We start from the raw sequence: 17988 nt of genomic DNA on the forward strand, positions 1-17988 counted from the left end.
GAAGTTCGACGCCGTCGATCTCCGGCTCGATAGCGACAGCCGCGCCGAAATGCCACCGCCGCGCCGCCGTCCGGCAGCGCGGGCGGCTCGCATCAATCGGAACGGCCGAGCCGCCTTCAAGCCTCCTGCTCCGCCTCCAATGCCGCCGGCAATCCGCCTTCCGCCGACACCCGGTCATGTCGCTCAAAAATGTCGCGCGCGGCAAAGAGTGCGTTCAGTGCCGCCGGAAAGCCCGCGTAGAGCGCCATCTGCATGAACACCTCGACGATTTCCTCGCGCGTGCAGCCGACGTTCAGCGCGGCTTCGATATGCACCTTCAACTGCGGCGTCGCGCAACCGAGCGTGGCGAGCGACGCGATCGTGGCGATTTCACGCGAGCGCAAATCGAGCTGCGGCCGGCTGTAAATATCGCCGAAACCGAATTCGATCAGAAGACGTCCGAAGTCCGGCGCAATCGGCGCGAGTGCGGCGATGACCTGCTCGCCGGCCTGGCCGTCGATTTCCCTCAGTTTGTTCCAGCCTTGCGTGTAGCGGTCGGTTTGTGCGTGGTCCATGGTGAGTCCTTTTCCGGGTGTGAGAACGAGGTCGTCTTGTCGATCCGTCGGGTCCGGCTTCCCGCCGCGGGCGCCGTGCCGGCCGCTTTGGCTTCGTGCGCTTTGCTTTCGCGCGCCTCGCCTTCGTAATACGCGATCTTGTCGATGATCGCGCCGAGGTTCGTCTGCAATTCGGCGATCCGCGCAAGAACCGCGTCGCGATGCGCAGCGAGCAGGTCGCGGCGCGCGCCCATCGTCTGCGGACCTTCGGCCCGCAGCGCCGCGAAAGCCTGCATGCCGGCGATCGGCATGCCGGTCGCCTTCAGGCGCATCACGAACCGCAGCCAGTCGAGGTCGGCGGGCGAATACAGGCGATGCCCCGCCTGCGTGCGGCCGACCTCGCGCATCAGGCCGGCCTGCTCGTAATAGCGCAGCGTGTGCGTGGACACGCCGATGAGTTCGGCGACCTGCCCGATGGTGAGTGCGTTCGACGTTTTCGACATGACAGGACTCAGGTTAGGACTTCGAGTGCACTCTAAGTCAAGTGCGCCGCGCTGTCATCGTGAGCACGGCCTCGCGCGTGCAGGCTATGCGAGCAATCGGCGCACAACCGCCTAAACACAAGGCAAAAGGGTTAAAGATTGTTCATTGCGATTTACTTGCCATCAATCGGCCGGTATAAATCGTCGGCGTTCGCAAATAAGGGCGCGCATTTGTCCTATGCTTAAGCGCAGCGCCCGCTGACAGAATGCGTCGCCCGTTCCCGGCTAACTTTTGCTCTCGATGGAGTGCCTGCCATGCTGAAAAAGCTCGTGATGCTTTGCGTTGCCCTCGCGTTGTCGCTGTCGGCCGGATTGGCGGCGGCGGTCGAAGTGAATTCCGCCGATCAGGCAGCGCTTGAATCCGTCAAGGGCATTGGCCCCGCGCATGCGAAGGCGATCATCGAAGAGCGTACGAAGAACGGCCCGTTCAAAAACGCCGACGATCTCGCCGCGCGCGTCAAGGGCATCGGCAATAAATCGGTTGTGAATCTGGAAGCGTCGGGCTTGACGATCAACGGCTCATCGGCGCCGCCCACAGGAGCGAAATCGGCGACGACGTCCGCGCCCGCGAAGTCGACGACGACGAAGGCCGCGCCGGCCGCCGAAACCACGCCGGCCACGACTGCCGCCACGGCGGCCCCGGCTGCGCCGGCGGACGCTTCGGGCGCGAAGGCGTCGAAGTCCTCGAAGTCGTCAAAAAAAGCCAAGGAGGCCGCGCCAGCCGCCACCGCGGCCACATCCGCTGCCGCGAGCGCCCCCACCGACGCTTCCGGCGCCAAGGCATCGAAGAAAAAGGCGAAGAAGAGCAAGGCGGCGTCCACCGCGGCGGCTTCCGGCGGCGCCTAGCAAAACTAGTCGGGCGCCTCGCGCGTCAGAGACCGATTCAACAACCAAGGCAGCGTACGCCGCGAGACTGCCTGCCACCGAGCCGCCATCGCACGCATCACGCGCGTCGTGCACGGCGGCAGCGCCTCGCAGCGCCCTTCCTTCCCTCGACGCCGCGCAGCCGCGCGGCGCCTCACCCGCCGGCCGTCGTCCACGCGCCGGCATTCAAGAGAGACCCATCATGAGCCTACTCGATACCCTCGGATCCCTGGTCGGCAAGTCGCCCGAAGGCGGCGGCCAGCAAGCGCTGATCGCAGCCGCACTCGAATTCGTCAACAACCAGCCAGGCGGCCTGAACGGCCTGATCCAACGCTTCCAGGAAAAGGGGCTCGGCGACGTCGTATCGTCATGGGTCAGCAACGGCGAGAATCAACCGATTGCGCCGGACGCGCTGCATAGCGTACTCGGCTCGGAAGCCGTCACCAGCCTCGCCGCGAAAGCCGGCGTGCAACCGGACCAGGTCACGGGCCTCCTTTCGCAGATCCTGCCGCACGTGGTTAACGCAGCAACGCCGGAAGGCGAAGTCCCGGCAGAAGGCAAGCTGAACGCGACGACCGTGCTCGGCGCGCTCGGCGGTTTGTCGGCATTGTTCGGCAAGGGCACGGCTTGAGGCCATCCCCGCCCGGATGAAGCAGCAACCGGGCAGACAAAAAAAGCGGCAACGAAGAAAACTTCGTTGCCGCTTTGCCATCTATGCGTCGGCTCGCACCTGACGCGTCAGCCGGTAGAGGCGCTTAATGCACCACACGCTCGAAGACGAGGTTGCCGTCTTCCAGTTCGACCGGAATCACATCCTTCGGTCCGAACTTGCCCGCCAGAATCAGCTTGGCGACCGGGTTCTCGATCTCCTGCTGGATCGCGCGCTTCAACGGCCGGGCGCCGAAGAGCGGATCGTAGCCGACCTTGCCGACATGCTCGAGCGCCTCGTCCGACACCACCAGCTGCATGTCGAGCTTCGCGAGCCGTTCGTGCAGACGCTGCAACTGGATCCGCGCGATGGACTGCACGTTCGAGCGGTCGAGCGCATGGAACACGACGACGTCGTCGATCCGGTTCAGGAACTCCGGGCGGAAGTGCAGCTTCACCTCGGCCCACACCGCGTCCTTCACCGCTTCCTGCGGCTCCTCGACCATCGCCTGGATGACCTGCGAACCGAGGTTCGACGTCATCACGATTACCGTGTTCTTGAAGTCCACGGTGCGCCCCTGGCCATCGGTCATGCGGCCGTCGTCGAGCACTTGCAGCAGCACGTTGAACACGTCCGGATGCGCCTTCTCGATTTCGTCGAGCAGAATCACGCTATACGGCTTGCGACGCACGGCTTCCGTCAGATAACCGCCCTCTTCGTAGCCGACATATCCCGGCGGCGCGCCGATCAGACGCGCGACGCTGTGCTTCTCCATGAATTCGCTCATGTCGATGCGGATCAGATGATCTTCCGAATCGAACAGGAACGCAGCCAGCGCCTTGCACAGCTCCGTCTTGCCCACGCCGGTCGGCCCGAGGAACAGGAACGAACCGTACGGACGGTTCGGATCGGACAAACCCGCGCGCGAGCGGCGGATCGCGTCGGCCACCGCGTTGATCGCCTCGTCCTGGCCGATCACGCGCTCATGCAGTTTTTCTTCGATCTGCAACAGCTTCTCGCGCTCGCCCTGCATCATGCGCGAGACCGGAATGCCGGTCGCGCGCGACACCACTTCGGCGATTTCCTCCGCACCGACCTGCGTGCGCAAGAGGCGCGGACGCGTCGGATTGTTCTGCTCTTTCGCCTCGGCCTGCGTGACTTCCTTCAGTTGCGCCTCGAGCCCCGGCAGCTTGCCGTATTGCAGCTCCGCGACCTTTTCGAGCTTGCCTTCGCGCTGCAAGCGGGTGATTTCCGCGCGCGTCCGGTCGATCTCTTCCTTCAGTTGCGCGCTGCCCTGCACCGCCGCTTTTTCCGCGGTCCAAATTTCCTCGAGGTCCGAATATTCGCGATCCAGACGCTCGATTTCCTCTTCGATCAGTTGCAGACGCTTTTGCGACGCTTCGTCCTTCTCCTTCTTGACCGCCTCGCGTTCGATCTTCAGCTGGATCAGGCGACGGTCGAGCCGGTCCATCTCCTCGGGCTTCGAATCGATTTCCATCTTGATCTTGGAGGCGGCTTCGTCGATCAGATCGATCGCCTTGTCCGGCAGGAAGCGGTCCGTGATGTAGCGATGCGACAGCTCCGCCGCCGCGACGATGGCCGGGTCGGTGATGTCCACCCCATGGTGCAGCTCGTACTTCTCTTGCAAGCCGCGCAGGATCGCGATGGTGGCCTCGACCGTCGGTTCGTCGACGAGCACCTTCTGGAAGCGGCGCTCGAGCGCGGCGTCCTTCTCGATGTACTTGCGATATTCGTCGAGCGTGGTCGCGCCGACGCAATGCAGCTCGCCGCGCGAAAGCGCCGGCTTCAGCATGTTGCCCGCGTCCATTGCGCCCTCGGCCTTGCCGGCGCCGACCATCGTATGAATTTCGTCGATAAAGACGATGGTCTGCCCTTCGTCCTTCGCGATGTCGTTCAGGACGGCCTTCAGACGCTCTTCGAACTCGCCGCGGTATTTCGCGCCCGCGAGCAGCGCGGCCATGTCGAGCGACAACACGCGCTTGCCCTTGAGCGTCTCCGGCACCTCGCCGTTCACGATGCGCTGCGCGAGACCTTCGACAATCGCCGTTTTCCCGACGCCCGGTTCGCCGATCAGCACCGGATTGTTCTTCGTGCGACGCTGAAGAATCTGAATGGAACGACGGATCTCGTCGTCGCGGCCGATCACCGGGTCGAGCTTGCCGGCCCGCGCGCGCTCGGTCAGGTCGATGGTGTATTTCTTGAGCGCCTCGCGCTGGCTTTCGGCGTCCTGGCTGTGCACCTGCGAGCCGCCGCGCACGGCGGCAATCGCGCTTTCGAGCGACTTGCGCGACAAGCCGTGCTGACGCGCGAGACGGCCGGCCTCGCCTTTGTCGTCCGCAATGGCGAGCAGAAACATTTCGCTCGCGATGAACGTGTCGTTGAGCTTTTGTGCTTCCTTGTCGGCCTGGTTCAGAAGACCGGTCAGCTCGCGGCCGATCTGCACATTGCCGTCGGTGCCCTGAACTTGCGGCAAACGCGTGATGGCGTCGTCGAGCGCGGTTTGCAGCGCCTGCACGTGCACGCCGGCGCGCGAAAGCAGCGAACGCGCCGAACCGTCCTGCTGCGCAACGAGCGCCGCGAGGACGTGAACCGGCTCGATATATTGATTGTCATGGCCGACGGCGAGACTCTGCGCGTCCGCCAGCGCTTCCTGGAATTTAGTGGTGAGTTTGTCGATTCTCATTCGAGACCTCCAATTTCGATTACCACCAAAATGAGGCGATTTATTCAGGATTCAAGCGCTTTTTTGCTGTCCACGGGGAGTTTTTGAAGATCTGATGCGAACAAAATGCGCGGCGCCTTACGCGAGCCGCGCTCAGGCGATCGGCACGGGGCTGTCGCCCGGCGGCTCGACCGGCACGAGCGGAATCACCGGCCGTATGCCCAGCAACGCGGCGAGCGGCCCTTGTGGCCCGGAGACTTCCTCGATGGTGTGGCGGTCGAGCTCCGCGAGAAACGCGTGGCGCGCCGCCTCGAGCACGTTGCGCAGCCGGCACTGGGGCGTAATGACGCAGGGGCGGCGTTGGCCGTCCTGATCCGGCAGACAGGCCACCAGCGCGAAGTCGTTTTCCGTTGCGCGCACGATCTCGCCGACCGTCAGCGTGCGGGTACGCTCGGCAAGCCGCAGGCCGCCGTTGCGGCCGCGCACGGTCTCCACCCAGCCGAGCTCGCTCAGCCGCTGCACCACCTTCATCAGATGATTCTTAGAAATGCCGTAGGCCTCGGAAATGTCCTGAATGGTCGACAAGCCCTCGCCGCGCACAGCAAGGTACAGAAGGACGCGCAGCGAATAGTCGGTGTAGTCGGTTAGTCTCATGGGTTCCCGTATCACGATGAGCGCAAGCCGCGATCCGTGGGATAACCGCGTCGATGCAAGGGTTGCCGGGGGTCGCGGCTTCGCCATAAGATGCAGAGTTAGCACATATTTATTTATGCCGCATCGGTGAAGCCGGACCTTCGACGCTAATGGTAACGTTTCGCGCCGCGCCTATTCACCTGAAAGTGCGCTATTTTGAGCTCACTTCCGCCGAGCTGGCCCTTTTTGTGGCAGTCCCGGCATATTTGTGGCGAAGTGTGGCGCGCCGCAGACGCATCGTCGCATACTTCTGGAATCCGCATGAAACCCTCTTTCCCCGCCGCGCCGGTCGTCGAGCGCGCCGCCGACCCGACCGAGGCGAACATCCGCGAGCTGGTCTACGCGTTTTACGACCGCGTGCGCGCCGACCCGCTGCTCGGCCCGGTGTTCGAGGCGACGCTTGCCGGCCGGTGGGACGACCATCTGCCGAAGATGTGCACGTTCTGGGCGAGCCTCGTGCTGGGCGCGAAGCAGTACCGCGGCAATGTGCAGCACGCGCATCAGCCGCTCGAGGGCGTCGAGCCGCAGCATTTCAGCCGCTGGCTGTACCTCTTTCTGGACACGGTGGAATCCCGCTACGAGCCGGCCGCCGCCGTGCGCTTCATGGAACCGGCGCTGCGTATCGCGCAGAGCTTGCAGTTAAGCCGCTTCGGCTGGGACTACAGGATCCCGCCGGAACAGCAGGCTTTGCTCGAACGCGTGGCGCCCAGGCGGCCTCGCCCGGACGACGAGCCGCATCTTCCGGAGCGGCCCGCGGGGGAGCCGTTTCCCGCGCGCATCATCGGCAAATCGCGCGACGAGTGAGGGAAGGCGTGGGCTGAGTGGGTTGAGTGGGCTAAGCAGCTTGAGCGGCCAGAGCAGCGCGCCGCGGGCGGCAGCGCCTCGTGCTCATTCCCGCGCGCCGTTGCCCGACTCGACGCCCCAGCGCGCGAGCGCCGCGTCGTCGGTCACGCGGGCGTCGACCCAGCGCTCGCCCGCCCCGGTTTTTTCCTTCTTCCAGAACGGCGCCTGGGTCTTCAGATAATCCATCACGAATTCGCACGACGCGAAGGCCTCGCCGCGATGGGCGGCCGTCGTCGCGACCAGCACGATCTGATCGAGCGGATACAGCTTGCCGACGCGGTGCACGATCAGCACCTCGATGCCCGGCCAGCGCTCGCGCGCACTTACGACAATTGCCTCCAGCGACTTCTCCGTCATGCCCGGATAGTGCTCGAGCTCCATGGCCTCCACCTGACTGCCGTCGTTCAGGTCGCGCACGGTGCCGACAAAGCACGCCACCGCGCCGACCTTCGGATTGCGGGCGCGCAGCGCGGCAACCTCCGCGGTGAGGTCGAAATCTTCGGTCTGGACACGAACGGGCATGGCCGGCTCCTGATGGTTCAACCGGTTGAACCGGTTCGAGCGGTTCAGCCGCCCGTGACGGGCGGGAAGAAGGCCACCTCGCAGCCTTCGGTGACACGCGTGCCGGCGTCGGTCATCACGTGATTGCAGGCCATGCGCAGCGCCCGGCCTTCGGCGAGCGTGTCCGCCCAGATGCCGCCACGCACGCGCAGCCACGCGCGCACGTCGCCGACGGTGGCAACGCCCTCGGGCAACTCGACGGTTTCGTCTGCTCGATCGAGCGCTTCACGCACGCTCGCGAAATATCGCAATTGAATCTTCATGGATGCCGCCGGCGCAGCCGGCCTCAATTCAGCAACTCGGAAAAGGGAATGAAGCGCACGGTTTCGCCGGCACTGATCGCATGATTGGGTGGATTGTCGATCAAACCGTCGCCCCACACCGTGGACGTCAGCACGGCCGAACTCTGGTTCGGGAACAGATCGAGACCGCCTGCCGCATTGACGCGGGCCCGCAGGAACTCGTTGCGGCGATCCGCCTTGCCCTGCGTGAAGTCCGCGCGCAGCGACAGCGCGCGCGGCGCGACCGCCTGCACGCCGGCCAGTCGCAGCACGAACGGTCGCACGAACAGCAGAAAGGTGACGAAGCTCGACACGGGATTGCCCGGCAAGCCGATAAAGAACGCCTCGGCGGACGGCGCGGACGGTTCTGCTGCCGGATGGCGGTCCGCCCCCCGCCGCACGGCACCGAATGCGAGCGGCTTGCCCGGCTTCATCGCGATCTGCCACATGGCGAGGCGGCCTTCCGCCTCGACGGCGGGTTTCACATGATCTTCCTCGCCGACCGACACGCCGCCGCAGGTCAGGATGAGATCGTGGGCCTGCGCCGCCTCGCGCAGCGTGGTGCGCGTTGCATCCAGATTGTCGGCCACGATACCGAAATCGTTCACCTCGCAGCCGAGGTTCTCCAGCAAACCGCGCAGCGTGAAGCGATTGGAGTTGTAGATCGCGCCGGGCCTGAGCGGCTCGCCGGGCATGGTCAGCTCGTCGCCGGTGAAGAACACGGCGACCTTGACGCGTCGACGCACTTGCAGTTCCGCGCAACCCACAGATGCGGCGAGACCCAGCGCCTGCGGCGTCAGCCGCGTGCCGGCCGGCAGAATGACCGAACCGCCGCGGATGTCCGCGCCTTGTGCAGTAATCCACTCGCCGGCCCGCGGGCTGTGCAGGATGGTGACTTCGTCGCCGGCAGCTTCCGTCTGCTCCTGCATGACGATGGCGTCCGCGCCGGGCGGCACCGTGGCGCCGGTGAAGATGCGCGCCGCCGTACCGGACATGAGCGGCTCGGGCGCGTGACCCGCGGGAATGCGCTGCGACACCGGCAGGCGGCGCTTGCCGTGAGTCGTGATGTCGGCGGCGCGGATCGCGTAGCCGTCCATGGCACTGGTATTCATCGGCGGGACGTCGAGCGGCGACACGACGTCGGCCGACAACACGCGACCGGCTGCTTCCAGCGTCGGCACGGATTCGCTGCCGGTCACGGGGCGCGCGGCGTCAAGCAGAGTCGCCAATGCGTCGGCCGTGGCGAGCATCGGAGCGCGGGGCGTGGGTGTGGACATCTCGGGTTCGGAGCCGCTGATCGAAAAGAACATTGTAGCGGTCGAAGGCCGCGCCTTGTCGGGGCCGCGTTTATGGAGGGGTTTTCTGCTGGAGGGGTTTTCTGCTTTTTCAGGCTTTCGGGTTTTGCCGGGGTTTTGCCGCGGTTTTGTTGAACCCGCCGGTTTCGCCCAGCAACGGGCAGGACGACGGCCGCTCCCCCGGCTCGCAGGGCAGTCATCGCGCCCACCCTGCATCGCGCGATGACCGCTCGGCCTGTGCGCGGGCCGCCGGCCCGCGCTTGACCTCGATCAGACGCCCGTGTTGGCCGCGATGAAGTCTTTCACGCGCTGAGCGTCCGCGGGCACGACTTCGAAGCGCTGCGGCAGCGACTCCAGTCCGGCGAACGCCGCCGGGCGCTCCGGTTCGCGCAGCAGCGCCTCCCGAATCGTCTCGCCGAACTTGATGGGCTGCGCCGTTTCCAGCACGATCATCGGAATGCCCGGCTGCAGATGTTCGCGCGCGACCTTCAGGCCGTCGGCGGTATGCGTGTCGATCATGGTGTCGTAGCGCTGGAACACGTCGCGGATCGCTTCGACGCGATCGTCGTGGCTGCTGCGGCCCGACACGAAGCCGAATTCCTTCACGCGAGCAAAGTCGCCGCTCGCCGCGAGGTCGAATCCGCCTTTTTCCTCGACATCGCGGAACAGTTGCAGCACGCGCGCCGGGTCGCGGCCGAGCAGATCGAACACGAAGCGCTCGAAGTTCGACGCCTTCGAAATATCCATGCTCGGGCTGCTGGTGTGATACGTCTCGGCCGCCTTGCGTACGCGGTAGATGCCGGTGCGGAAGAACTCGTCGAGCACGTCGTTTTCGTTGGTGGCGACCACGAGCCTTTCGATCGGCAGTCCCATCATGCGCGCGATGTGACCCGCGCACACATTGCCGAAATTGCCCGACGGCACAGTGAACGACACGCGCTCGTCGTTGCTCTTCGTGGCAGCGAAGTAGCCCTTGAAGTAATAGACGACCTGCGCGACCACACGCGCCCAGTTGATCGAATTGACCGTGCCGATCTTGTACTTCGCCTTGAACGCGTGATCGTTCGAGACGGCTTTGACGATGTCCTGGCAGTCGTCGAACACGCCTTCGACCGCGAGGTTGAAAATGTTCGGGTCCTGCAGGCTGTACATCTGCGCGGTCTGGAACGCGCTCATTTTCTTGTGCGGCGACAGCATGAACACGCGAATGCCCTGCTTGCCGCGCATCGCGTATTCGGCGGCGCTGCCGGTGTCGCCGGAGGTCGCGCCGAGAATGTTCAGCGTTTCGCCGTGTTTGGCGAGCGCGTACTCGAACAGGTTGCCGATCAGCTGCATCGCCATGTCCTTGAAGGCGAGCGTCGGACCGTTCGACAGTTCGAGCAGCGACAGCGGCGCGCCGTTCTCCACGCCGAGCGTCTTGAGCGGCGTGATCTGCGCGGCGCTTTCGTCGTCGCGCACGTTGCAGTACGTGGCTGCCGTGTAGGTCTTGCGCGTGAGGGCGCGCAAATCTTCAGCCGGAATGTCGTCGCTGAATTTCGACAGGATCTCGAAGGCGAGGTCGGCGTACGGCAGCGTGCGCCAGCGCGCGAGTTCGTCGGCGCTGACACGCGGGTAGTCGGCCGGCAGATACAGGCCGCCGTCTTTCGCGAGACCGCCGAGCAGAATGTCCGAGAAGGTGTGGCGCTCGCCGGCTCCGGCGCCGCGCGTGGAGAGATAGTTCATAGTTCGGCCTAGTTCAGCGCTTCCATGCGCAGCTTCGTGACTTGCGAGACGACGGTCTGCAACGCCTCGATCGACTTGATCGCGGCATTGACGTTCTTTTCGACCGTTTCGTGCGTGATCAGGATGATGTCGGTCTCGCCCTTGCCGTTGGCGTCGACCTGTTCCGACTCCTTCTGCAGGAGCGCGTCGATCGAGATGCCGGTGTCGGCGAGAATACGCGTGATGTCGGCCAGCACGCCCGTGACGTCCGCGACGCGCAGACGCAGGTAGTAGCCGCTCGTCACTTCCTCGATAGGCAGGATCGGCGTGTTCGACAGACGGTCCGGCTGGAACGCCAGATGCGGCACGCGATGCTCGGGGTCGGCCGTATGCAGGCGCGTCACGTCGACGAGATCGGCCACTACCGCCGACGCCGTGGGCTCCGCACCCGCGCCCTTGCCGTAATACAAGGTGGTGCCGACGGCGTCGCCGTGCACGACGACCGCGTTCATCGCGCCTTCCACATTCGCGAGCAGGCGCTTGGCCGGAATCAGCGTGGGATGCACGCGCAACTCGATGCCTTTCTCAGTGCGACGCGCAATGCCGAGCAGCTTGATGCGATAGCCGAGTTCCTCCGCGTATCGGATGTCGATCGCGGCGAGCTTGCTGATGCCTTCCACATACGCGCGGTCGAACTGCACCGGCACGCCGAACGCGATCGCGCTCATGATCGTCGCCTTGTGCGCCGCGTCCACCCCTTCGATGTCGAAAGTCGGATCCGCTTCGGCGTAGCCCAGTTCCTGTGCGGCTTTCAGCGCGGTCGCGAAGTCGAGCCCGCGGTCGCGCATTTCGGAAAGAATGTAGTTCGTCGTGCCGTTGATGATGCCCGCGATGTACTGGATCTGGTTGGCCGTCAAGCCTTCGCGCAGCGCCTTGATGATCGGAATGCCGCCCGCTACCGCGGCCTCGAACGCGACCATCACGCCTCGTGCGCGCGCCGCCTCGAAGATTTCCGTGCCGTGCACGGCAAGCAGCGCCTTGTTGGCTGTGACCACGTGCTTGCCGTTGCGGATGGCGCGCAGCACCAGGTCGCGCGCGACGCCGGTGCCGCCGATCATTTCGGCGACGATGTCGATAGACGGATCATCCACCACCGCGTTGAAGTCGTCGGTGAGCGCCACGCTCGCGGCTTGCGCGCCGAGCGCCGCCGTCGCCTTGGCCGGGTTGCGCACGGCAATGCGCGCAATCTCGATGCCGCGGCCCGCGCGACGTTTGATTTCTTCCTGATTGCGGCGCAGTACCGTGAAGGTGCCGCTGCCTACCGTGCCGAAGCCCAGCAGTCCAACTTTGATCGGTTCCATGCAGCGTGGTGTCGAGTAGTGATTAAAGGAATTCGGGGTGCCGGTGGCCGGGTGCGCGCGGCGGACAATTCACGCCTCGCGCCCCGTATTGTGCGCTACGCCGTGTGACGTTTGCGATAACCGTCGAGGAAGCGCGCGATCCGGTTGATCGAATCGGCCAGATCGTCCACGTTCGGCAGGAACACGACGCGGAAGTGATCCGGCGTCTTCCAGTTGAAGCCGGTGCCCTGCACGAGCAGCACACGCTCTTCGAGGAGCAGGTCGAGAATGAACTGCTGATCGTTGTCGATGGGATAAATCTTCGGGTCGAGGCGCGGGAACATGTAGAGCGCCGCCTCCGGCTTCACGCAGCTCACGCCGGGGATGGCGGTCAGCATGTCGTACGCGAGCTCGCGCTGCTTGTAGAGGCGCCCGCTCGGCACGATCAGGTCGTTGATGCTCTGATAGCCGCCGAGCGCGGTCTGGATCGCGTACTGGCCGGGCACGTTCGGACACAGGCGCATGGAGGCGAGAATGCCGAGGCCTTCGAAATAATCTTTCGCGCTGCGGCGGTTTTCGCCCGTCAGGCCCGAGATGAACATCCAGCCGGCGCGGTAGCCGCACGAGCGGTAGCTCTTCGACAGGCTGTTGAACGTGACGGTCAGCACGTCTTCGGACAGCGCGGCCATCGACGTGTGCTTCTTGCCGTCGTAGACGATCTTGTCGTACACCTCGTCGGCGAAAATCACGAGGCCGTGCTGGCGCGCGATTTCGATGAGGCCGAGCAGCAGTTCGTCGGAATACAGCGCGCCCGTCGGATTGTTCGGATTGATGACCACGAGCGCGCGCGTATTCGGCGTGATTTTGGCGCGGATGTCGTCGAGGTCGGGCATCCAGCGGTTGGACTCGTCGCAGATGTAATGCACAGGCGTGCCGCCCGCGAGGCTCACGCCCGCCGTCCACAGCGGATAGTCCGGCGCGGGCAGCAGCACTTCGTCGCCGTCGTTCAGGAGCCCCTGGAGCGCCATGACGATCAGCTCCGACGCGCCGTTGCCGATGTAGATGTCGTCCAGCTCGACGCCATGTACGCCCTTTTGCTGCGTGTAGTGCATGATCGCCTTGCGCGCGGCGAACACGCCCTTCGAGTCCGAGTAGCCCGACGAACCCGGCAGGTTCAGGATCATGTCCTGGATGATTTCGTCCGGCGCTTCAAAACCGAACGGGGCCAGGTTGCCGATATTCAGCTTGATGATGCGGTGGCCTTCTTCTTCGAGCCGTTTCGCATGTTCGAGGACGGGCCCGCGAATGTCGTAGCAGACATTCAATAACTTGTTGGACTTGAGAATCGGTTTCACGGCGGGCACTTCATCCTGGTTAATGGGCATTGAGGGCTTTGAACAGTCGGACGCGCCGGGCAGGCTCGCCGATTGCGACATTCGTGGTGCGGCGAGGCCGCAGGGCCGCCCTCAGGGGGCAGCCCTATATGGATTGCCCAGTATTGACCGCCCAATATGGGCGCCACGGCGGACTAAACGGTGAACCGGGCGGGCGAACCGGCGGGCGAACCGGGCGGGTAGAACCAGGTAGGTAGCCGACTGACCGCACCCCTGACCCTCGGCGCGGCCTCGGTGCCGCCTCGGTGCCGCCTCGGTGCCGCTTGTGGCGGCGCATGAGCGGGGACGCCGCCGGGCGGCTAAAAAGTTATAATTTAGCGGATTTTGGCCGACTTCCGCAATGCACCAGGCGCAACGGGAGCCTTTTGGGCCCTTCCCTGTCCCAATCGTGTAGAACCGCCCTGCTCGCGCCTGCCGCGTCAGGCCTTCAACACCTATGATGTCTCGCGACGACTTCGGAAAACGAATTTGAAATTACATCAGGATTCCAGCGGCGCCCTGAATACCGTCACCGGTTACGGCGCCGGCTATGTCGAAATCAATCTGGTGCGCCACGCGGGCAGCCTTCTCGTGCTGCCGGACGCGCCTGTCATCTCCTGGCCCGTCACGTCTTTCGAGCAATTGACCCCTGAGCTTTTTTCGATGCTGGTCGGTCCCGCGCCCGAGGTGGTGGTGTTCGGCAGCGGCGAGCGGCTGCGTTTTCCGCACCCGCGCCTCACCGCCGCGCTGACGGCGAAGCGCATCGGCGTCGAAACCATGGACTTCAAGGCCGCCTGCCGCACCTACAACATTCTGATGGCCGAGGGCCGCAAGGTCGCGGCCGCCCTGCTGATCGAAGCGTAGCGCGGCGGCTTGGCGCGCGAGCCGCGCCTGCCGCGCCTGCCGCGCCTGCCGCGGGTTCGCGGGTTCGCGGGCGCGGCGGCCACCGGCGCGCTCGCCGCGTCACGCACGATCACGTACACTGCGCGCCATCCGCGCGAGGCCGGTCGCCTCCCGCCATCTCGAATAACAATGCAGCGCCGCGCAAGCGGCGTCGCCAGAAAGGTTTACATCCATGAACGATACGCCTTCGAGGCTACCGCTCAACCGCACCGCGATTCTGCTGCTGGTGCTGGCCCTTGCCGTCATCTGGTTCGTGCCGCTCGGCTGGCGCCATCTGCTGCCGAGCGACGAAGGCCGCTATGCCGAAATGGCCCGCGAAATGTTCGTCACCGGCGACTGGATCACGCCGCGCTACAACGGCTACAAGTACTTCGAGAAGCCCCCGCTGCAAACCTGGGCGAACGCGCTCACGTTCGCGTGGTTCGGCATCGGCGAATGGCAGGCGCGGCTCTACACCGCGCTGACCGGCTTTGCCGGCGTGCTGCTGATCGGCTACACCGGCGCGCGCGTCTTCAACGCGGCGACCGGCGTATTCGCGGCGCTCGTGCTGGCCACCTCGCCCTACTGGAACCTGATGGGCCACTTCAACACGCTCGACATGGGCCTGTCGTTCTGGATGGAGCTCACGCTGTGCGCGCTGCTGCTGGCGCAGCGCCCCAATCTGAAAACCTCGTGCGTGCGCGGCTGGATGTGGCTGTGCTGGGCGTCGATGGCGCTCGCGGTCCTGTCCAAGGGCCTTGTCGGCGTCATCCTGCCGGGTGCCGTGCTGGTGCTCTACACGCTGATCGCGCGCGACTGGGCCGTGTGGAAGCGCCTGCACCTGATCGGCGGGCTGATTCTGTTTTTCGCGATCGTCACGCCGTGGTTCGTGCTGGTGCAGCAGCGCAACCCGGAATTCCTCAATTTCTTCTTCATCGTCCAGCAGTTCAAGCGCTACCTGACGCCCGAGCAGAACCGCCCAGGGCCGTTCTATTACTTCGTGCCGGTGCTGATCGTCGGCTTCCTGCCGTGGCTTTCGGTGACCGTGCAAAGCGTGCGTCACGCATGGCGCCTGCCGCGCCAGCCGAACGGCTTTGCGCCCGTCACGCTGATGCTCGTCTGGATCGGCTTCATCTTCCTCTTCTTCAGCGCGTCGCACTCGAAGCTGCTGTCGTACACGCTGCCGATCGCGCCGGCCATCGCGCTCCTGATCGGCCGCTATCTGCCGCTCCTCACGCGCGAGCAGCTGCGCCGCCATCTGACCGGCTATGCACTGTTTCTCGTCGTCGCCGCGTTTGCCGCGCTGTTCCTGCCGCGTTTCGGCACCGCCCGCAATCCGACTGAGCTCTATGTCGAATACCGCGTGTGGGTGCTCGCGGCGTTGGCCGTCGCCTTCGTGCTGACGCTCGCCGCGCTGTGGATCAATCGACGCAGCCGCGCCGGCAGTCTCGGGGCCGTCGCCAGCTTCGGCGCCGCGTGGCTGCTGCTCGGCACCATCGCGGGCACCGGCCACGACGTGTTCGGCCGCCTCAGCTCCGGCGCGCCGCTCGCGCCCGCCATCAAGGCGCAGATGGCGAAATTGCCGGCCGACACGCCGTTCTACTCGGTCGGCGTGCTCGATCACACGCTGCCGTTCTACATCGGTCACACCATGACGATGGTCGAGCATCCCGACGAACTGGCGTTCGGCGTGTCCGTGGAACCCCAGAAATGGCTGCCTTCGGTTCAGGCATGGGTCGAGCGCTGGAAGGCCGACCGCTATGCGCTGGCGCTGCTGCCGCCGCCCACTTACGAGCGGCTCCTGAAAGAAGGTCTGCCGATGCAGGTGGTCGCCCGCGACTCGCGCCGCGTTGTCGTGATGAAGCCGCTCGCGGCGGGACAAACGCCCGCGCCGTCCGGACCCGGCGCCCCGACCGCAGCGGCGCAACAGCCGCAAATGGCGACGTCGGCCGCGCCGGTGGAAAAACCGCAATCGTGACCCCATATCAGGATCTGAACACCCGATGAACCCGATTTCCCTTTTTTGCATTCTCGCCGGCGTCTCGTTGAACGCCGGCGCGCAGCTGTTGCTCAAAGCCGGAACGAATGCCGTTGGACACTTCGAATTCACCCGTGCGAACATCCTGCCGATCGCCTTTCGTCTTGCGACGCAACCGCCGATCATCGGCGGGTTGACCTGTTATGTGATCAGCGTCGCGGTGTGGATCGTCGGGCTGTCGCGCGTGGACGTGTCGATTGCGTATCCGATGCTGTCGCTCGGCTATATCGTCAACGCGTTCGCCGCGTGGTATCTGTTCGGCGAAGTGCTGTCGCTGCACAAGCTCGTCGGCATCGGCGTGATTCTGGTGGGCGTGGTGATACTCGCGCGCAGCTAGGCATTTCGCGGCCGCTGCGCCGCGGCAAGACAACACAAGACAACGCAAGACAACGTAAGCCGGCGCGAACCGCCGGCTAAGCAAAACGTAAGGTTGATCGCGGTATGCTCCGCGGTTGCACCCTTTTTTAGCCGTGGTGCGGAATGGCGCGCAAGCTGTGCCGACTGTGCCTCCGAACCCGGCTCTTTCGATCGAGCGAAGCATTCATGACCCAGTCAACCGTTCCGCCTCTGCCGTTCCTGCCGTTCGTGAAACCGGAAATCGATGAAGAAACGATTCAGGGCGTAGCCGACGTGCTGCGCTCCGGCTGGATCACCACCGGCCCGCAAAACCAGAAGTTCGAGGCGGCGCTCTCCGAATTCTGCGGCGGCCGTCCGGTGCGCACGTTCAATTCCGGCACGGCGACGCTCGAAATCGGTCTGCGCATTGCGGGCGTCGGTCCAGGCGACGAGGTCATTACCACACCCGCCTCATGGGTCGCGACGAGCAACGTGATCTACGAAGTGGGCGCGACGCCGGTGTTCGCGGACATCGACCCCGTCACGCGCAACATCGACCTCGACAAGCTCGAGCAGGCGATCACGCCGCGCACCAAGGCGCTGATCCCGGTTTATCTGTCCGGCCTGCCGGTGGACATGGACCGCCTCTACGCGATCGCCCGCGCGCACAAGCTGCGCGTGGTGGAAGACGCCGCCCAGGCTTTCGGCTCGACGTGGAACGGCAAGCGCATCGGCGCGATCGGCGACATGGTGTCGTTCAGCTTCCACGCGAACAAGAACCTCACGTCGATCGAAGGCGGCGCACTCGTGCTCAACAACGAGGACGAGGCCGTGCTCGCGCAGAAATACCGGCTGCAAGGCATCACGCGCACGGGTTTCGACGGCATGGACTGCGACGTGCTCGGCGGCAAGTACAACCTGACGGACGTCGCCGCGCGCGTCGGCCTTGGCCAGCTGCCGCATCTGGAACGCTTTCTCGCGCAACGCCGCAAGCTCGCGCGCGCGTACTTCGCGGGCCTCGAGGGCGGCGCGGCGGTGAAACTGGGCGTCGGCCTGCCGTTCGCCGACTTCGAAAACAGCAACTGGCACATGTTCCAGATCACGTTGCCGCTCGAGAAGCTTTCCATCGACCGCGCGGGTTTCATGGGGCAACTGAAGGAACGCGGCATCGGCTCCGGCGTGCACTACCCGGCCATCCATCTGTTCTCGCTGTATCGCGCGCGCGGCTTTACGGAAGGCATGTTCCCGCATGCGGAGCGTTTCGGCGCCACCAACGTCACGCTGCCGCTCTTCACGCTGATGAACGAAGGCGACGTTGCGCGCGTATGCCGTGCGGTCAATGAAATTTGCGAACAATACGGAAAATAACCGGAA

Annotated in this window: 17 protein-coding genes; 7 read left to right on the forward strand and 10 right to left on the reverse strand. The window is 64.8% G+C overall.

Annotation, left to right across the window (positions count from 1 at the left end; all coding sequences use genetic code 11):
- Positions 1-116 precede the first annotated feature (116 nt).
- Entirely contained in the window at positions 117-554 is a 438-nt protein-coding gene (locus ACEN8U_RS23945; RefSeq protein ID WP_041745309.1) for a carboxymuconolactone decarboxylase family protein, read from the reverse strand.
- On the reverse strand, positions 506-1036 hold the full coding sequence (locus tag ACEN8U_RS23950) for a MerR family transcriptional regulator (RefSeq protein WP_015002687.1): 531 nt from the start codon (positions 1034-1036) through the stop codon (positions 506-508). The genes ACEN8U_RS23945 and ACEN8U_RS23950 overlap by 49 nt, the downstream gene beginning before the upstream one ends.
- Before the next feature lie 294 nt (positions 1037-1330).
- Between ACEN8U_RS23950 and ACEN8U_RS23955 the strand changes: the two genes are divergently transcribed.
- Both ACEN8U_RS23955 and ACEN8U_RS23960 read left to right on the forward strand, forming a co-directional pair.
- Positions 1331-1921, forward strand: coding sequence for a ComEA family DNA-binding protein (locus ACEN8U_RS23955; protein ID WP_015002688.1), 591 nt, complete (start codon positions 1331-1333; stop codon positions 1919-1921).
- A gap of 220 nt (positions 1922-2141) precedes the next feature.
- Positions 2142-2570, forward strand: coding sequence for a YidB family protein (locus tag ACEN8U_RS23960; protein ID WP_013588478.1), 429 nt, complete (start codon positions 2142-2144; stop codon positions 2568-2570).
- A 124-nt stretch (positions 2571-2694) separates the two neighbouring features.
- Here the strand turns inward: ACEN8U_RS23960 and clpB are convergent, their stop codons facing one another.
- Positions 2695-5292, reverse strand: a complete 2598-nt coding sequence (gene clpB, locus ACEN8U_RS23965; protein ID WP_310110463.1) for an ATP-dependent chaperone ClpB — start codon at positions 5290-5292, stop codon at positions 2695-2697.
- 132 nt (positions 5293-5424) lie between these two features.
- Positions 5425-5925: an Rrf2 family transcriptional regulator gene (locus tag ACEN8U_RS23970; protein ID WP_015002689.1), complete on the reverse strand. Its 501-nt coding sequence runs from the start codon at positions 5923-5925 to the stop codon at positions 5425-5427.
- 300 nt (positions 5926-6225) lie between these two features.
- Between ACEN8U_RS23970 and ACEN8U_RS23975 the strand changes: the two genes are divergently transcribed.
- Positions 6226-6768 (forward strand): group III truncated hemoglobin, encoded by a 543-nt coding sequence (locus ACEN8U_RS23975; RefSeq protein WP_041745311.1) that lies wholly within the window; start codon positions 6226-6228, stop codon positions 6766-6768.
- A gap of 84 nt (positions 6769-6852) precedes the next feature.
- Here the strand turns inward: ACEN8U_RS23975 and moaE are convergent, their stop codons facing one another.
- From moaE to ACEN8U_RS24005, 6 genes are all read right to left on the reverse strand, one after another.
- Positions 6853-7329 (reverse strand): molybdopterin synthase catalytic subunit MoaE, encoded by a 477-nt coding sequence (moaE, locus tag ACEN8U_RS23980; protein WP_015002691.1) that lies wholly within the window; start codon positions 7327-7329, stop codon positions 6853-6855.
- A gap of 44 nt (positions 7330-7373) precedes the next feature.
- The gene (gene moaD / locus ACEN8U_RS23985) at positions 7374-7631 is read right to left on the reverse strand and encodes a molybdopterin converting factor subunit 1 (protein WP_013588483.1); all 258 of its coding nucleotides are present in this window, start codon (positions 7629-7631) and stop codon (positions 7374-7376) included.
- 23 nt (positions 7632-7654) lie between these two features.
- The gene (glp, locus tag ACEN8U_RS23990; RefSeq protein WP_041746166.1) at positions 7655-8899 is read right to left on the reverse strand and encodes a gephyrin-like molybdotransferase Glp; all 1245 of its coding nucleotides are present in this window, start codon (positions 8897-8899) and stop codon (positions 7655-7657) included.
- A gap of 315 nt (positions 8900-9214) precedes the next feature.
- A complete protein-coding gene (thrC, locus tag ACEN8U_RS23995) occupies positions 9215-10666 on the reverse strand; it encodes a threonine synthase (RefSeq protein ID WP_015002693.1) in 1452 nt (483 codons plus the stop codon).
- A gap of 8 nt (positions 10667-10674) precedes the next feature.
- On the reverse strand, positions 10675-12006 hold the full coding sequence (locus tag ACEN8U_RS24000) for a homoserine dehydrogenase (protein ID WP_013588487.1): 1332 nt from the start codon (positions 12004-12006) through the stop codon (positions 10675-10677).
- 95 nt (positions 12007-12101) lie between these two features.
- On the reverse strand, positions 12102-13349 hold the full coding sequence (locus tag ACEN8U_RS24005) for a pyridoxal phosphate-dependent aminotransferase (RefSeq protein WP_041746168.1): 1248 nt from the start codon (positions 13347-13349) through the stop codon (positions 12102-12104).
- A 498-nt stretch (positions 13350-13847) separates the two neighbouring features.
- Here ACEN8U_RS24005 and ACEN8U_RS24010 point away from each other — a divergent pair, with 498 nt between their 5' ends.
- The 4 genes from ACEN8U_RS24010 to ACEN8U_RS24025 all read left to right on the forward strand — a co-directional run bounded on the left by ACEN8U_RS24010 (position 13848) and on the right by ACEN8U_RS24025 (position 17982).
- A complete protein-coding gene (locus ACEN8U_RS24010; RefSeq protein ID WP_013588489.1) occupies positions 13848-14222 on the forward strand; it encodes an Mth938-like domain-containing protein in 375 nt (124 codons plus the stop codon).
- A gap of 211 nt (positions 14223-14433) precedes the next feature.
- On the forward strand, positions 14434-16218 hold the full coding sequence (locus ACEN8U_RS24015; RefSeq protein ID WP_015002695.1) for an ArnT family glycosyltransferase: 1785 nt from the start codon (positions 14434-14436) through the stop codon (positions 16216-16218).
- A gap of 25 nt (positions 16219-16243) precedes the next feature.
- Positions 16244-16615 (forward strand): SMR family transporter, encoded by a 372-nt coding sequence (locus ACEN8U_RS24020; RefSeq protein ID WP_015002696.1) that lies wholly within the window; start codon positions 16244-16246, stop codon positions 16613-16615.
- Between the two features lie 206 nt (positions 16616-16821).
- Positions 16822-17982 (forward strand): DegT/DnrJ/EryC1/StrS family aminotransferase, encoded by a 1161-nt coding sequence (locus tag ACEN8U_RS24025; protein ID WP_015002697.1) that lies wholly within the window; start codon positions 16822-16824, stop codon positions 17980-17982.
- The last annotated feature ends 6 nt before the right edge of the window (positions 17983-17988 follow it).

The organism is Paraburkholderia phenoliruptrix (assembly GCF_047325075.1).
GTDB lineage: Bacteria > Pseudomonadota > Gammaproteobacteria > Burkholderiales > Burkholderiaceae > Paraburkholderia > Paraburkholderia phenoliruptrix.

What these genes read in the sequence shown, in the direction of transcription:
- clpB (WP_310110463.1), bottom strand. Translation starts at nt 5,292, where the DNA reads ATGAGAATCGACAAACTCACCACTAAATTCCAGGAAGCGCTGGCGGAC.
- ACEN8U_RS23955 (WP_015002688.1), top strand. Translation starts at nt 1,331, where the DNA reads ATGCTGAAAAAGCTCGTGATGCTTTGCGTTGCCCTCGCGTTGTCGCTG.
- ACEN8U_RS23945 (WP_041745309.1), bottom strand. Translation starts at nt 554, where the DNA reads ATGGACCACGCACAAACCGACCGCTACACGCAAGGCTGGAACAAACTG.
- ACEN8U_RS24015 (WP_015002695.1), top strand. Translation starts at nt 14,434, where the DNA reads ATGAACGATACGCCTTCGAGGCTACCGCTCAACCGCACCGCGATTCTG.
- moaD (WP_013588483.1), bottom strand. Translation starts at nt 7,631, where the DNA reads ATGAAGATTCAATTGCGATATTTCGCGAGCGTGCGTGAAGCGCTCGAT.
- ACEN8U_RS24020 (WP_015002696.1), top strand. Translation starts at nt 16,244, where the DNA reads ATGAACCCGATTTCCCTTTTTTGCATTCTCGCCGGCGTCTCGTTGAAC.
- ACEN8U_RS23960 (WP_013588478.1), top strand. Translation starts at nt 2,142, where the DNA reads ATGAGCCTACTCGATACCCTCGGATCCCTGGTCGGCAAGTCGCCCGAA.
- ACEN8U_RS24000 (WP_013588487.1), bottom strand. Translation starts at nt 12,006, where the DNA reads ATGGAACCGATCAAAGTTGGACTGCTGGGCTTCGGCACGGTAGGCAGC.
- thrC (WP_015002693.1), bottom strand. Translation starts at nt 10,666, where the DNA reads ATGAACTATCTCTCCACGCGCGGCGCCGGAGCCGGCGAGCGCCACACC.
- glp (WP_041746166.1), bottom strand. Translation starts at nt 8,899, where the DNA reads ATGCTCGCCACGGCCGACGCATTGGCGACTCTGCTTGACGCCGCGCGC.
- ACEN8U_RS23975 (WP_041745311.1), top strand. Translation starts at nt 6,226, where the DNA reads ATGAAACCCTCTTTCCCCGCCGCGCCGGTCGTCGAGCGCGCCGCCGAC.
- ACEN8U_RS24025 (WP_015002697.1), top strand. Translation starts at nt 16,822, where the DNA reads ATGACCCAGTCAACCGTTCCGCCTCTGCCGTTCCTGCCGTTCGTGAAA.
- ACEN8U_RS23970 (WP_015002689.1), bottom strand. Translation starts at nt 5,925, where the DNA reads ATGAGACTAACCGACTACACCGACTATTCGCTGCGCGTCCTTCTGTAC.
- moaE (WP_015002691.1), bottom strand. Translation starts at nt 7,329, where the DNA reads ATGCCCGTTCGTGTCCAGACCGAAGATTTCGACCTCACCGCGGAGGTT.
- ACEN8U_RS23950 (WP_015002687.1), bottom strand. Translation starts at nt 1,036, where the DNA reads ATGTCGAAAACGTCGAACGCACTCACCATCGGGCAGGTCGCCGAACTC.